The organism is Streptomyces sp. NPDC001851, from assembly GCF_040297165.1.
In the GTDB taxonomy this organism is placed as follows: domain Bacteria; phylum Actinomycetota; class Actinomycetes; order Streptomycetales; family Streptomycetaceae; genus Streptomyces.
Genome location: NZ_JBEOYR010000024.1, coordinates 1 through 14,483, shown reverse-complemented (window position 1 = coordinate 14,483; position 14,483 = coordinate 1). Strand labels below are relative to the sequence as shown.

The window sequence follows — 14,483 nt, the reverse complement described above, 5'->3', positions numbered from 1 at the left end:
TCCGACATAATGCCCTCGATTTGAGGATGTATTCACACTCAAGTCGCCGGGACACCGCTCGCCGGGGCGCTCATCGGAGGATTCAGGCGCCCGCCACGGCTGCCTGGATCTCCTCCGCGAAGCGCCCGGCGGCCGCGCGCAGCGCCCCGGCGTCGGGACCGTGACGCAGCACACCCCGGCTGACGTTCGGCACCACGTTGCGCAGCGCCGGCCCGAACACCTTCGGAAGGTCGGCCGGCGTCGCGCCCTGCGCGCCGACGCCGGGCGCGAGCAGCGGGCCGTTGATGGCGAGGTCGTACGACGACAGCTCGCCCACCGTGGCGCCGACGACGGCGCCGAAGGAGCCCAGCGGCTCCTCCCCCGCGTTCTCGGCGGCCAGGTGGGCCAGCATGGTCGCGCCCACGGTGCGGCCGTCGGCGCGGACGGCGTGCTGGACCTCGGGGCCCTCCGGGTTCGAGGTGAGCGCCAGCACGAACAGGCCGGCGCCGCTCTCCCGGGCCAGCGCCACGGCCGGGCTGAGCGAGCCGTAGCCCAGGTACGGCGAGACGGTCAGGGCGTCGGAGAACAGCGGGGCGTCCTTGTGCAGGTAGGCCTCGGCGTACCCGGCCATGGTGGAGCCGATGTCGCCGCGCTTGGCGTCCATCAGGACGAGCGTGCCGGCCGCGCGCGCCTCCTGGACGACCGTCTCCAGGACGGCGACACCGCGGGAGCCGAAGCGTTCGAAGAACGCGCTCTGCGGCTTCATGACGGCGACCCGGTCGGCCACCGCCTCGACGACCGTGCGGCTGAACCGCTCCAGCCCGGCCACGTCGTCGTTCAGACCCCACTCGGCGAGCAGGGAGGCGTGCGGGTCGATGCCGACGCACAGCGGGCCGCGCTCGTCCATGGCGCGGCGCAGACGGGCGCCGAAGGGCTCGTACGAGGTCATGCGGGCTTCCTCACGTCGGCGCCGACCGCGTCGGCGAGGGTGGCGTAGGGGCTGGTACGCAGGCGGGCGGCGAGGCCCTTGTGGATCGCGCGGGCCCAGAAGGGGCCCTCATAGATGAAGGCGCTGTACCCCTGGACCAGCGTGGCACCGGCCAGGATGCGCTGCCAGGCGTCCTCGGCGGTCTCGACGCCGCCCACGCCCACGAGGGTGATCCGGTCGCCCACGCGCGCGTACAGGCGGCGCAGGACCTCCAGGGAACGCGCCTTGAGCGGGGCGCCGGACAGGCCGCCGGTCTCCTTCACGAGCGAGGGCCGCGACCGCAGCCCGAGGCCCTCGCGCGCGATGGTGGTGTTGGTCGCGATGATGCCGTCCAGGCCCAGCTCCACGGCCAGGTCGGCGACGGCGTCGATGTCCTCGTCGGCGAGGTCGGGCGCGATCTTCACCAGCAGCGGGACGCGCCGGTTCGCGACGGTGCGGTCGGCGGCCTCGCGGACGGCGCTCAGCAGCGGACGCAGGGCCTCGGTGGCCTGCAGGTTGCGCAGGCCGGGCGTGTTCGGCGAGGAGACGTTCACCACCAGGTAGTCGGCGTACGGCGCGAGGCGCTCGGCGGACTTCACGTAGTCGCCGACGGCCTCCGTCTCCGGGACGACCTTGGTCTTGCCGATGTTGACGCCGACGACGGTCCTGAAGACCGGCCGACGGGTCGCGAGGCGGGCGGCGACGGCCAGTGAGCCGTCGTTGTTGAAGCCCATGCGATTGATCAGCGCGCGGTCCGCGACGAGCCGGAACAGCCGCTTCTTGGGGTTGCCGGGCTGCGGCTCGCCGGTGACCGTGCCGATCTCCACGTGGTCGAAGCCCAGCATCGACATGCCGTCGATCGCGACGGCGTTCTTGTCGAAGCCGGCGGCGAGCCCGAAGGGGCCGTGCATCCGCAGCCCGAAGGCCTCCGTGCGCAGCTCCTTGTAGCGGGGCGCGAGGGCGGCCGCGAGGAAGGTGCGCAGCACGGGGATGCGGACGGCGAGGCGGATCCAGCGGAAGGCCAGGTGGTGGGCCTTCTCGGGGTCCATCCGTGTGAAAACCAGACGGAAGAAAAGCTCGTACATATCTGTGTCCTCATGAAGAGGGGGACACCGTTTCCGGTGTCCCCCTCAAGGGCTGCTAGTCGCGGGCCGCGGTCAGGTGTTCGGCGTGTTCCTGGAGGGAGCGGACGCCCACGTCCCCGTGGTTGAGGGCGTCGATGCCCTGCACCGCCGCGGCGAGCGCCTGCACGGTCGTCAGGCACGGGACCGAGCGCGCCACCGCGGCCGTACGGATGTCGTAGCCGTCGAGGCGGCCGCCGGTGCCGTACGGGGTGTTGACGATCAGGTCGACCTCGCCGTCGTGGATCAGCTGGACGATGGTCCTCTCACCGTTCGGGCCGGTGCCCTCGGACTGCTTGCGCACCACCGTGGCGTGGATGCCGTGGCGCTTGAGGACCTCGGCGGTGCCGGAGGTGGCCAGCAGCTCGAAGCCGTGGGCGACCAGCTCCCGCGCGGGGAAGATCATCGAGCGCTTGTCGCGGTTGGCGACCGAGATGAACGCGCGGCCCTTGGTGGGCAGCGGGCCGTAGGCGCCCGCCTGGGACTTGGCGTACGCCGTGCCGAAGACGGAGTCGATGCCCATGACCTCGCCGGTGGAGCGCATCTCCGGGCCCAGCACCGTGTCGACGCCGCGGCCCTTGATGTCCCGGAACCGGGACCACGGCATGACGGCCTCCTTGACGGAGATCGGCGCGTCCAGCGGCAGCTCGCCGCCGTCGCCGTGCTTCGGGAGCAGACCCTCGGCGCGCAGCTCGGCGATGGTCGCGCCCAGCGAGATCCGGGCGGCGGCCTTCGCGAGCGGCACCGCGGTCGCCTTCGAGGTGAAGGGGACCGTACGGGACGCGCGGGGGTTGGCCTCCAGGACGTAGAGGATGTCGCCGGCCATCGCGAACTGGATGTTGATCAGGCCGCGCACTCCGACACCGCGCGCGATGGCCTCGGTGGAGGCGCGCAGCCGCTTGATGTCGAAGCCGCCCAGGGTGATCGGGGGCAGGGCACACGCCGAGTCGCCGGAGTGGATGCCGGCCTCCTCGATGTGCTCCATCACGCCGCCGAGGTACAGCTCCTCGCCGTCGTAGAGGGCGTCGACGTCGATCTCGATCGCGTCGTCCAGGAAGCGGTCGACCAGGACCGGCCGGGACGGGCTGATCTCGGTCGACTCGGCGATGTAGGCGGCGAGGCGGGTCTCGTCGTACACGATCTCCATGCCGCGCCCGCCGAGCACGTACGACGGCCGGACCAGGACCGGGTAGCCGATCTCGTCGGCGATGGCCTTGGCCTCGGTGAAGGTGGTGGCCGTGCCGTGCTTCGGGGCCGGCAGGCCCGCCTCCGCCAGCACCCGGCCGAAGGCGCCGCGGTCCTCGGCGGCGTGGATGGCCTCCGGGGAGGTGCCGACGATCGGTACGCCGTTGTCCTTCAGGGCCTGCGACAGGCCGAGCGGGGTCTGGCCGCCCAGCTGGACGATCACACCCGCGACGGGGCCGGCCTGCTGCTCGGCGTGGACGATCTCCAGCACGTCCTCCAGCGTCAGCGGCTCGAAGTACAGCCGGTCGGAGGTGTCGTAGTCGGTGGAGACGGTCTCCGGGTTGCAGTTGACCATCACGGTCTCGTACCCGGCGTCGGACAGCGCGAAGGAGGCGTGGACGCAGGAGTAGTCGAACTCGATGCCCTGGCCGATGCGGTTCGGGCCCGAGCCCAGGATGATCACGGCCGGCTTCTCGCGCTGGGCGACCTCGCTCTCCTCGTCGTAGGAGGAGTAGAAGTACGGCGTCTTCGCGGCGAACTCGGCGGCGCAGGTGTCGACCGTCTTGTAGACCGGGCGGATGCCGAGGGCGTGCCTGACCTCGCGGACGACGTCCTCGCGCAGGCCGCGGATCTCACCGATCTGCTGGTCGGAGAAGCCGTGCCGCTTGGCCTCGGCGAGCAGGTCGGCGGTCAGCTCCGGGGCCTGGGCCAGCTCGTCCGCGATCTCCTTGATCAGGAAGAGCTGGTCCACGAACCACGGGTCGATCTTCGTGTACTCGAAGATCTCCTCGGGCGTGGCACCCGCGCGGATGGCCTGCATGACGGTGTTGATCCGGCCGTCGGTGGGACGCCGGGACTCCTCCAGGAGCAGCGACTTGTCACCGGGGACCCCGGTGAACGCGAACTGGCTGCCCTTCTTCTCCAGCGAGCGCAGCGCCTTCTGGAAGGCCTCGGTGAAGTTGCGGCCGATGGCCATGGCCTCGCCGACCGACTTCATGGTGGTGGTCAGCGTCGAGTCGGCCTGCGGGAACTTCTCGAACGCGAAGCGCGGGGCCTTGACGACCACGTAGTCGAGCGTGGGCTCGAAGGAGGCCGGGGTCTCCTGCGTGATGTCGTTCGGGATCTCGTCCAGGGTGTAGCCGACGGCCAGCTTGGCGGCGATCTTGGCGATCGGGAAGCCGGTGGCCTTGGAGGCGAGCGCCGAGGACCTGGACACGCGCGGGTTCATCTCGATGACGATCACCCGGCCGTCCTCGGGGTTCACCGCGAACTGGATGTTGCAGCCGCCGGTGTCGACCCCGACCTCACGGATGACGGCGATGCCGATGTCGCGCAGGATCTGGTACTCGCGGTCGGTCAGCGTCATCGCCGGGGCGACGGTGATCGAGTCACCGGTGTGCACGCCCATGGGGTCGAAGTTCTCGATGGAGCAGACGACCACGACGTTGTCGTGCTTGTCGCGCATCAGCTCCAGCTCGTACTCCTTCCAGCCGAGGATGGACTCCTCCAGGAGCACCTCGGTGGTCGGCGAGAGGGTGAGACCCTGGCCGGCGATGCGGCGCAGCTCCTCCTCGTCGTGGGCGAAGCCGGAGCCGGCGCCGCCCATGGTGAAGGACGGGCGGACGACGACCGGGTAGCCGCCCAGGGTCTCGACGCCCTTGAGGACGTCGTCCATGGAGTGGCAGATGACCGAACGCGCGGACTCGCCGTGCCCGGTCTTGCGCCGGACCTCCTCCACGACGTCCTTGAACAGGTCGCGGTCCTCGCCCTTGTGGATCGCCTCGGGCTTGGCACCGATCAGCTCGACGCCGTACTTCTCCAGCACACCGTTCTCGTGCAGCGAGATGGCGGTGTTCAGGGCCGTCTGGCCGCCCAGGGTGGGCAGCAGGGCGTCGGGGCGCTCCTTGGCGATGATCTTCTCGACGAACTCGGGGGTGATCGGCTCGACGTAGGTGGCGTCGGCGATCTCCGGGTCGGTCATGATCGTCGCCGGGTTGGAGTTGACGAGGACCACGCGCAGGCCCTCGGCCTTGAGCACGCGGCACGCCTGGGTGCCGGAGTAGTCGAACTCGGCGGCCTGGCCGATGACGATCGGGCCGGAGCCGATGACCAGGACGGACTGGATATCGGTGCGCTTAGGCACGCTGGCCCTCCATCAGGGATACGAAGCGGTCGAACAGGTAGGCGGCGTCGTGCGGGCCCGCTGCCGCTTCGGGGTGGTACTGGACGGAGAAGGCCGGCTGGTCGAGCAGCTGCAGCCCCTCCACGACGTTGTCGTTCAGGCAGACGTGCGAGACCTCGGCGCGGCCGAACTTTGTCTCGCTGACCTGGTCGAGCGGCGCGTCGACGGCGAAGCCGTGGTTGTGCGCGGTGACCTCGACCTTGCCGGTCGTACGGTCCTGGACCGGCTGGTTGATGCCCCGGTGGCCGTACTTCAGCTTGTAGGTGCCGAAGCCGAGGGCGCGGCCGAGGATCTGGTTGCCGAAGCAGATGCCGAAGAGCGGCGTCCTGCGCTCCAGGACGGCGGTCATGAGGGCGACGGGACCGTCGGCGGTCGCCGGGTCGCCGGGGCCGTTGGAGAAGAACACGCCGTCCGGGTTGACCGCGTAGACCTCGTCGGCCGTGGCGGTGGCGGGCAGGACGTGCACCTCGATGCCGCGCTCGGCCATGCGGTGCGGGGTCATGCCCTTGATGCCGAGGTCGATCGCGGCGACGGTGAACTTCTTCTCGCCGATGGCCGGGACGACGTAGGCCTCCTTGGTCGCGACCTCCTCGTAGAGGCTCGCGCCCTTCATGTGCGGCTGGGCCTGCACGCGCGCGAGGAGCTCGGACTCGGGGGCGATCGCCTCGCCGGAGAAGACGCCGGCGCGCATGGAACCGCGCTCGCGCAGGTGGCGGGTGAGGGCGCGGGTGTCGATGCCGGAGATGCCGACCACGCCCTGCCGCTCCAGCTCGTCGTCCAGGGAGCGCTTGGCACGCCAGTTGGACGGCACGCGCGCGGGGTCGCGCACGACGTATCCGGAGACCCAGATGCGGCTCGACTCGTCGTCCTCGTCGTTCCAGCCCGTGTTGCCGATCTGCGGGGCGGTCGCGACCACGATCTGGCGGTCGTACGACGGGTCGGTCAGGGTCTCCTGGTAGCCGGTCATGCCGGTGGAGAACACGGCCTCGCCGAAGGTCTCCCCCACGGCCCCGTAGGCACGGCCGCGGAAGATGCGGCCGTCCTCCAGGACGAGTACGGCGGGAACCCTGGCAGCTCCCCTGGTGGAGGTCGTCATCGTGCGCCTTCCGTGTCGTTGATCATGTGGTTCAGGGTGTCGACCCACTCGGTGTGCTCGGCCGCCTGGTCGGAGCGGAAGCCGGAGTCGACCAGCTTGTCGCCGAGCTTCCAGGTCACCACCAGCAGTCCGCCCTCGGCGAGGACCTTGCCGGCGATGCCCTTGTCCAGCCGGGCCCCGCGCAGTGCGGCGGTGGGGATGAAGAAGTCGCTCGCTCCGGGACGCTCGACCTCCAGCCCTTGGTCGGTCAGGGTGAGCTCGGCCCGGCTGCGGGTGCCCAGGCCGTGGGCCACGATGCGGTCCAGCCACTGGCCCGCGGTGGTGGAGCCGTGGTAGCGGCCGCTCAGCTCAAGTCTGGCGGGGCCGGTCTCCTCCGGCGCGCTGGGCGGCGCGGGCAGGTCGCTCTGCAGGGTGCCGCGCCACTTCCAGCCCTCGCGCATCAGCCAGTAGACGAGCGCGATGAAGAGCAGCAGTCCGACGAGCCAGCCGATGCGCGCCGGCCAGTCGGTGACCTCGGCCGACCTCTTCGCCTCGGCCAGCAGGATTACAGGTGTCACGTGAGCTTCCCGTCGACGAGCGTGGCCTTGCCCCGCAGCCACGTGTGCGTCACACGGCCCGGCAGCTCACGCCCCTGGTACGGGGTGTTGCGGCTGCGCGAGGCGAAGCCCGCGGGGTCCACCTGGCCACGGTATTCCGTGTCGACGAGGGTGAGGTTCGCGGGCTCACCAGCCGAGACGGGACGGCCGTGTCCGGTGGCCTGTCCGATCTGCGCGGGCTTGGAGGACATGCGGTCGGCGACGCCGGCCCAGTCCAGCAGGCCCGTGTCGACCATGGTCTCCTGGACCACTGACAACGCGGTCTCCAGGCCGACCATGCCCATGGCGGCGGCGGCCCACTCGCAGTCCTTGTCCTCGTGCGGGTGCGGGGCGTGGTCGGTGGCGACGATGTCGATCGTGCCGTCGGCCAGGGCCTCGCGCAGGGCGTGCACGTCCCGCTCGGTGCGCAGCGGCGGGTTGACCTTGTAGACCGGGTTGTACGTGCGCACCAGCTCGTCGGTGAGGAGCAGGTGGTGCGGGGTGACCTCGGCGGTGACGTCGATGCCGCGGGACTTGGCCCAGCGGACGATCTCCACGGATCCGGCGGTCGACAGGTGGCAGATGTGGACGCGGGAGCCGACGTGCTCGGCGAGCAGCACATCGCGGGCGATGATCGACTCCTCGGCGACGGCCGGCCAGCCGCCCAGGCCCAGCTCGGCGGAGACGACGCCCTCGTTCATCTGGGCGCCCTCGGTCAGCCGCGGCTCCTGCGCGTGCTGGGCGACGACACCGCCGAAGGCCTTCACGTACTCCAGCGCGCGGCGCATGATCACGGCGTCGTCCACGCACTTGCCGTCGTCGGAGAAGACGGTGACCCCGGCGGCGGACTCGTGCATGGCGCCGAGCTCGGCGAGCTTCCTGCCCTCCAGGCCGACGGTGACGGCGCCGATGGGCTGCACGTCGCAGTAGCCGTGCTCCCGGCCGAGCCGCCAGACCTGCTCCACGACACCGGCGGTGTCGGCGACCGGGAAGGTGTTGGCCATGGCGAAGACGGCCGTGTAGCCGCCGGACGCGGCGGCGCGGGTGCCGGTCAGGACCGTCTCGGAGTCCTCGCGGCCCGGCTCGCGCAGATGGGTGTGCAGGTCGACCAGGCCCGGCAGCAGCACCTTGCCGCCGGCCTCGACGACCTCGGCGCCCTCGGCGGACAGCCCGGTGCCCACCTCCGCGATCGTCTCGCCGTCGATCAGCACGTCCTGCGGCTCGCCGCCGAGCACCTTCGCACCACGGATCAGGATCTTGCTCATGGGTCTTACTTCTCCTCAGTGCGGGTCTGGGCGGGCTCGTTGCCGCCGAGCAGCAGGTACAGGACGGCCATCCGGATGGAGACGCCGTTGGCGACCTGCTCGACGGCGGTGCAGCGGTCGGAGTCGGCGACCTCGGCGGTGATCTCCATGCCGCGGACCATCGGGCCGGGGTGCATCACGATGGCGTGCTCGGGCAGCCTGGCCATGCGGTCGCCGTCGAGGCCGTAGCGGCGGGAGTACTCGCGCTCGGTCGGGAAGAAGGCGGCGTTCATCCGCTCGCGCTGGACGCGGAGCATCATCACCGCGTCGCACTTGGGCAGCGCGCTGTCGAGGTCGTACGACACCTCGCACGGCCAGGTCTCGACGCCGACCGGCACCAGCGTGGGCGGGGCGACGAGGGTGACCTCGGCGCCGAGGGTGTGCAACAGGTCGACGTTGGAGCGGGCGACCCGGCTGTGCAGGACGTCGCCGACGACGGTGATGCGCTTGCCGCTGAGGTCCTGGCCGAGGCCGGCGTCCCGGCCGACCAGCCGGCGGCGCATGGTGAAGGCGTCCAGCAGGGCCTGGGTGGGGTGCTGGTGGGTGCCGTCGCCGGCGTTGATCACGGCGGCGTCGATCCAGCCGGAGTTGGCGAGGCGGTACGGGGCTCCGGAGGCGCCGTGCCGGATGACGACGGCGTCGACGCCCATGGCCTCCAGGGTCTGGGCGGTGTCCTTCAGGGACTCGCCCTTGGAGACGCTGGAGCCCTTGGCGGAGAAGTTGATGACGTCGGCGGACAGGCGCTTCTCGGCGGCCTCGAAGGAGATCCGCGTGCGGGTGGAGTCCTCGAAGAAGAGGTTGACGATCGTGCGGCCGCGCAGGGTCGGCAGCTTCTTGATCGGCCGGTCGGCGACCCGGGCCATCTCCTCGGCGGTGTCGAGGATCAGGACGGCGTCGTCGCGGGTGAGGTCGGCGGCCGAGATGAGATGACGCTGCATCTGTCAGGCTCCGTAAGGCAGTTCAGGTCGGGAGAATGGGGGCAAATCAGGGCGTGTGCGGGCATGCCGAAGCGGCCCGGCGCCCGACTTGCTACTGGCCGGTCTGCTTCACACCGAGCAGCACGGTGTCGCGACCGTCCTCCTCGGCGAGCTGGACCTTGACCGTCTCCCGCAGCGACGTGGGGAGGTTCTTGCCGACGTAGTCGGCGCGGATCGGCAGTTCGCGGTGGCCGCGGTCGACCAGGACCGCGAGCTGGACCGCGCGGGGGCGCCCGATGTCGTTCAGGGCGTCGAGGGCGGCGCGGATGGTGCGGCCGGAGAAGAGCACGTCGTCGACGAGGACGACCAGCTTGCCGTCGATGCCGTCACCGGGGATCTCGGTGCGGGCCAGCGCACGCGGGGGGTGCATGCGCAGGTCGTCGCGGTACATGGTGATGTCGAGCGAGCCGACCGGCACCTTGCGGTCGGTGATCTGCTCCAGCTTGACGGCGAGCCGCTGGGCGAGGAAGACGCCCCGGGTGGGAATGCCGAGGAGCACCACGTCGTCGGCGCCCTTGGCGCGCTCGACGATCTCGTGGGCGATACGGGTCAGCACCCGCGCGATGTCGGGGCCTTCCAGAACGGGCCGCGCATCGGACGCTTGCGCCTGCGCGGGCGAGTCGTGCTTGTCCATACGAAACGGACCTCCTTCTCCGCCTCACGGGACGGACCTTAAAGGACGTCGGATTTGCGCCATCCACCGTAGCAGGTGATGGAGGGGGCCTCGATCACCCCCTTGGCGGAACCGGTCGCCACTACCACGGAAGAGTCGGGGTGGACCATTCGGCTTGACGCACGAGAGTCACGCTGCGTAACCTCACAGTGAGTTACCAGCCGCGCGGCGGGAATACCGTCCGGCCGCGTCGACACAGTGTCCGGGGAGCTATATGTCCAGCGAATACGCCAAACAGCTCGGGGCCAAGCTCCGGGCCATCCGCACCCAGCAGGGCCTTTCCCTCCACGGTGTCGAGGAGAAGTCCCAGGGGCGCTGGAAGGCCGTGGTGGTCGGATCCTACGAGCGTGGCGACCGTGCGGTGACCGTCCAGCGGCTCGCCGAGCTGGCCGATTTCTATGGCGTTCCTGTGCAGGAGCTCCTGCCGGGCACCACGCCGGGCGGCGCCGCCGAGCCGCCGCCGAAGCTGGTCCTCGACCTGGAGCGGCTGGCCACCGTGCCGGCCGAGAAGGCGGGCCCGCTGCAGCGCTACGCGGCGACGATCCAGTCCCAGCGCGGTGACTACAACGGCAAGGTGCTCTCCATCCGCCAGGACGACCTGCGCACTCTCGCCGTCATTTACGACCAGTCGCCCTCGGTCCTCACCGAGCAGCTGATCAGCTGGGGCGTCCTGGACGCCGACGCGCGCCGCGCGGTGGCCACGCACGAAGAGGCGTGACCGCTTCCAGCGCCTGAGCAGAAACGTGCCGCCGGGGTGGCCGGAACTTCACGGTTCCGGCCACCCCGGCGGCTTTTCCCGGTCATCGCGGGAACGCCGGAGGGCCCGCAGCACGAGCGTGCTGCGGGCCCTCCGGGATGGCGTATCGGCCGGTGCTACGCCTGGTCCCGGCGCAGGGACGGCTTGAGCTCCTTCAGGCGGCCCAGGAGGCCGTTGACGAACGAGGGCGACTCGTCCGTGGAGAACTCCTTCGCCAGCTGCACCATCTCGTCCAGGACGACGGCGTCCGGGGTCTCGTCGACCCAGATCAGCTCGTACGCGCCCAGCCGCAGGATGTTGCGGTCCACGACCGGCATCCGGTCGAGCGTCCAGCCGACCGCGTACTGGGCGATCAGCTCGTCGATCCGCTTCGCGTGTTCCGCGTAGCCCTCGACCAGCTGCATCGTGTACTCGCTGACCGGCGGCTGCCGGGTGTCGGACCGGGAGAGCCGGACCCAGTCGGCGAGGACCGTCAGGACGTCGGCGCCGCGCTGGTCGCCCTCGAAGAGGATCTGGAAGGCGCGCTTGCGGGCCGTGTTGCGGGCAGCCACGGTTAGCTGTTCACCCGGCCGAGGTAGTCGCTCGTACGGGTGTCGACCTTGATCTTCTCACCGGTGGTGATGAAGAGCGGGACCTGGATCTGGTGGCCGGTCTCCAGGGTGGCGGGCTTGGTGCCACCGGTGGAGCGGTCGCCCTGGACGCCCGGCTCGGTCTCGGCGATGGTCAGCTCGACCGCGGCGGGGAGCTCGACGAAGAGAACCTCGCCCTCGTGCTGCGCGACGGTGGCGGTGAAGCCCTCGATCAGGAAGTTCGCGGCGTCGCCGACGGCCTTCCGGTCGATGTGCAGCTGGTCGTAGGTCTCCATGTCCATGAAGACGAAGTAGTCGCCGTCCATGTACGAGAACTGCATGTCGCGCTTGTCGACAGTGGCCGTCTCGACCTTGACGCCGGCGTTGAAGGTCTTGTCGACGACCTTGCCGGAGAGCACGTTCTTGAGCTTGGTACGCACGAATGCCGGGCCCTTTCCGGGCTTGACGTGCTGGAACTCGACGACGGACCAGAGCTGGCCGCCTTCGAGCTTGAGCACCATGCCGTTCTTGAGGTCGTTCGTGGAAGCCACGGTTGCGGAATCTCCTGGACTGACGTACGACCCCGGCGCACGCCACTGCCTAGAGGGCGAGCAGCTCCTTGGTCGTGATGGTGAGTAGCTCGGGTCCGCCGTCCGCCTCGGGGCGTACGACGAGCGTGTCATCGATCCGGACGCCGCCCCGGCCCGGGAGGTGGACCCCCGGTTCGACGGTGACCGGCACGCAAGCGTCCAGTTTACCCATGGCCGCGGGCGCCAACTGCGGGTCCTCATCGATTTCGAGTCCGACGCCGTGTCCGGTCAGCGGTGGCAGGGCCTCCGCATAGCCGGCCGAGTCCAGTACCTGGCGCGCCGCGCGGTCCACGTCACGGTATCCGGCGCCGGGTGCCAGGGACTCGCGTCCGGCGCGCTGGGCGGCGAAGACGAGGTCGTACAGCTCGATCTGCCAGTCGGCGGGCGAGGTGCCGATCACGAAGGTACGGCCGATCTCGCAGCGGTAGCCGCGGTAGGTCGCGCCCAGGCACACCGTGAGGAAGTCGCCCTCCTCCACGCGCCGGTCGGTGGGGCGGTGGCCACGGCGGCCGGAGTTCGGTCCGGTGGCGACCGAGGTGGGGAACGCGGGCCCGTCGGCCCCGTGGTCCACCAGGCGGCGCTCCAGCTCCAGCGCGAGGTGCCGCTCGGTTCGGCCGACCAGGATGGACTCCAGCAGCTCGCCGAGCGCCTGGTCGGCGATCTCGGCGCCGATGCGGAGGCAGGAGATCTCCTCCTCGTCCTTGACCACCCTGAGCTGCTCGACGGCTCCGCCGAGGTCGGTGAGGCGGAGGCGCGGCGCGACCGAGGCCACGGCTCTGTGCCGGGCCACCGTGAGGTGGTGCTCCTCCACCGCCAGTGAATCGGCGCCCTGGGCCGCGACGAGCTCGGCCGCCGTGACGGCCGCGTCGCCTCCGGAGGGCAGGACGTGCAGGCGCAGGTTCTCGTCCGGCCGGCCCTCGTAGGGGCGGTCGTCGGGCGGGCCGGCGCAGACGAGGAGGTCCTCGCGTCTGCCGAGCAGCAGCGCGGAGCCCTGCGGGGCTGCGGCGGCGAGGTAGCGCACGTTGGCCGGGCGGGTGACGAGCGCTGCCGCGGTGCCGGCCGCAGTGACATGGTCTCTCAGCCGGGATCGGCGGGTCGCGTACACCTCTGACATGAGATGAGCGTAGGAGTTTTGTGCCGGTTGTGCCGATTTGTGGGGGCCGAGTGGGGCTGCGGGGCAGGTGAGGAGGTGTCCGTTGTTCGCCGGCTGCGGGTCCGCGAGTGGCCCCCGCTCCCACGCGGCGGAGCCGCATGTCGGTACAGCCGCGCGCGCCTCAACGGCAGGCAGCTCCTCCGCCTACCAGCTCGGTGGACTCGCTATCGCTCTGGCCAGGGCCTCGTCCAGGAGGCGGGCCGTCCCGGGGATGTCGAGCTGGGAGTTGTCGATGATCGGGAGACCCGAGCCGTACCAGCCGGCCATGCGGCCGTGGATGCGGGCGACCTCCTCGTCGGTGAGGCGGCGGTTGCCGGTGCGCTCGGCGTTGCGTTCCAGGACGATGTCCAGACCCGGCAGGAGGACGACCGGGAGCAGGCCGGGGCCGACGTGCCGCTTCCAGCCGCCGAGGCCGACGACCGGGCGGTCCGGGAAGACCGCGTCGTCGAGGATGCAGGAGATGCCGTTGGCGAGGAAGTTGCGGGCGGCGAAACCGCAGGTGCGGCGGGCCAGGCGGTACTGGGCCTCGGAGTTGTCGTTCCAGCCGGACTGGGGGTCGGCGAAGCCCGAGCGGACCCATTCGCGCACGTCGTCCAGGCTGATGTGCGCCGTGGGTACGCGGCGGTGGTCGGCCCAGTACTTGGCGACACTGGTCTTGCCCGCACCGGCCGGGCCGATCAGCAGGACGGCCAGCGTGGTGGTCGCGGGGTCGGGGGCCGCGGCGTGAGCCGGCGGTGCCGTGGGCACGCCTACGGGGCCGCCCGGCGGCAGCGGGACATGGCCGGTGGCGTCGGGGGCCGGTGGCGCGACGGGCTGCGGGGCCGGGGGCTGGGGCACGGGAGGTTGCGGGGGCGTCGGCGGGACGGCGCCGGCCGGGGCCGGGAAGACCGGCGGCGGAGGAACGGGGGCGGGCCCCGGGGAGGCTGCCGGGCGCGGGCCCGGGTGGTGCGCGGCCGACACCCAGCCGACATGCGGCATCTGCCCCGGCTGGTGGGGCGGCGGCAGCGGAGACCCCACTGCGTGCTGCATCCGTTGCCACTCCGTCTCGTACAGGCAATTCGTGCTGGTAGCAGAGGTTAACCCGCTGCTTGCCGAACGGTACCGTCCCCGGCCGTCGTTTGGTGAAACGACCGGGGGCGGCTCGAAGTGCCCGTTCCGGAAAGGGAATCGGACGGACGGAACAGTCGGGGACCTACTGCCCGACCTCGCCGTAGGCGGCGAGGAGGACGGCCGGGTCGGGTCCTTCCAGGACGGTCGGCTTGGCCAGGCCGTCCAGGACGATGAAGCGCAGCCGGTCGCCGCGGGACTTCTTGTCGACCTTCATCGTCTCCAGCAGCCTGGGCCACTGGTCGTAG

General features: G+C 70.9%; 13 protein-coding genes and 1 pseudogene. 1 reads left to right on the top strand and 13 read right to left on the bottom strand.

Annotated features, from left to right (window positions below; all coding sequences use genetic code 11):
• Positions 1-82 precede the first annotated feature (82 nt).
• From pyrF to pyrR, 8 genes are all read right to left on the bottom strand, one after another.
• A complete protein-coding gene (pyrF, locus tag ABT171_RS30180; protein WP_351249307.1) occupies positions 83-928 on the bottom strand; it encodes an orotidine-5'-phosphate decarboxylase in 846 nt (281 codons plus the stop codon).
• A complete protein-coding gene (locus ABT171_RS30175) occupies positions 925-2,031 on the bottom strand; it encodes a quinone-dependent dihydroorotate dehydrogenase (RefSeq protein ID WP_351249305.1) in 1,107 nt (368 codons plus the stop codon). The genes pyrF and ABT171_RS30175 overlap by 4 nt, the downstream gene beginning before the upstream one ends.
• A gap of 55 nt (positions 2,032-2,086) precedes the next feature.
• On the bottom strand, positions 2,087-5,395 hold the full coding sequence (gene carB, locus ABT171_RS30170) for a carbamoyl-phosphate synthase large subunit (protein WP_351249303.1): 3,309 nt from the start codon (positions 5,393-5,395) through the stop codon (positions 2,087-2,089).
• Positions 5,388-6,530 carry a glutamine-hydrolyzing carbamoyl-phosphate synthase small subunit gene (carA, locus tag ABT171_RS30165; RefSeq protein WP_351249301.1) on the bottom strand — a complete coding sequence of 381 codons (1,143 nt, stop codon included), beginning with the start codon at positions 6,528-6,530 and terminating at the stop codon, positions 5,388-5,390. The genes carB and carA overlap by 8 nt, the downstream gene beginning before the upstream one ends.
• Complete coding sequence (locus ABT171_RS30160; RefSeq protein ID WP_351249299.1) at positions 6,527-7,087, bottom strand: PH-like domain-containing protein; 561 nt, start codon at positions 7,085-7,087, stop codon at positions 6,527-6,529. Before ABT171_RS30160 ends, carA begins: the two co-directional genes overlap by 4 nt.
• Complete coding sequence (locus tag ABT171_RS30155) at positions 7,084-8,370, bottom strand: dihydroorotase (protein WP_351249297.1); 1,287 nt, start codon at positions 8,368-8,370, stop codon at positions 7,084-7,086. The genes ABT171_RS30160 and ABT171_RS30155 overlap by 4 nt, the downstream gene beginning before the upstream one ends.
• A 5-nt stretch (positions 8,371-8,375) precedes the next feature.
• Positions 8,376-9,347, bottom strand: a complete 972-nt coding sequence (locus ABT171_RS30150; protein WP_351249295.1) for an aspartate carbamoyltransferase catalytic subunit — start codon at positions 9,345-9,347, stop codon at positions 8,376-8,378.
• Between the two features lie 91 nt (positions 9,348-9,438).
• Positions 9,439-10,020, bottom strand: a complete 582-nt coding sequence (gene pyrR / locus ABT171_RS30145; protein ID WP_351249293.1) for a bifunctional pyr operon transcriptional regulator/uracil phosphoribosyltransferase PyrR — start codon at positions 10,018-10,020, stop codon at positions 9,439-9,441.
• 253 nt (positions 10,021-10,273) lie between these two features.
• Here pyrR and bldD point away from each other — a divergent pair, with 253 nt between their 5' ends.
• Positions 10,274-10,777 (top strand): transcriptional regulator BldD, encoded by a 504-nt coding sequence (bldD, locus tag ABT171_RS30140; RefSeq protein ID WP_014671524.1) that lies wholly within the window; start codon positions 10,274-10,276, stop codon positions 10,775-10,777.
• 155 nt (positions 10,778-10,932) lie between these two features.
• Here bldD and nusB read toward each other — a convergent pair whose 3' ends face one another.
• The 5 genes and pseudogenes from nusB to ABT171_RS30115 all read right to left on the bottom strand — a co-directional run.
• Positions 10,933-11,367, bottom strand: a complete 435-nt coding sequence (gene nusB, locus ABT171_RS30135; RefSeq protein WP_351249291.1) for a transcription antitermination factor NusB — start codon at positions 11,365-11,367, stop codon at positions 10,933-10,935.
• Between the two features lie 2 nt (positions 11,368-11,369).
• A complete protein-coding gene (efp, locus tag ABT171_RS30130; RefSeq protein WP_225836740.1) occupies positions 11,370-11,936 on the bottom strand; it encodes an elongation factor P in 567 nt (188 codons plus the stop codon).
• 49 nt (positions 11,937-11,985) lie between these two features.
• Positions 11,986-13,089, bottom strand: a complete 1,104-nt coding sequence (locus tag ABT171_RS30125; RefSeq protein WP_351249289.1) for an aminopeptidase P family protein — start codon at positions 13,087-13,089, stop codon at positions 11,986-11,988.
• Between the two features lie 183 nt (positions 13,090-13,272).
• Positions 13,273-14,157, bottom strand: coding sequence for a Pro-rich N-terminal domain-containing protein (locus ABT171_RS30120; RefSeq protein ID WP_351249287.1), 885 nt, complete (start codon positions 14,155-14,157; stop codon positions 13,273-13,275).
• A 163-nt stretch (positions 14,158-14,320) separates the two neighbouring features.
• Positions 14,321-14,483 (bottom strand): annotated as a pseudogene (locus ABT171_RS30115) (3-dehydroquinate synthase); the annotation flags it as partial.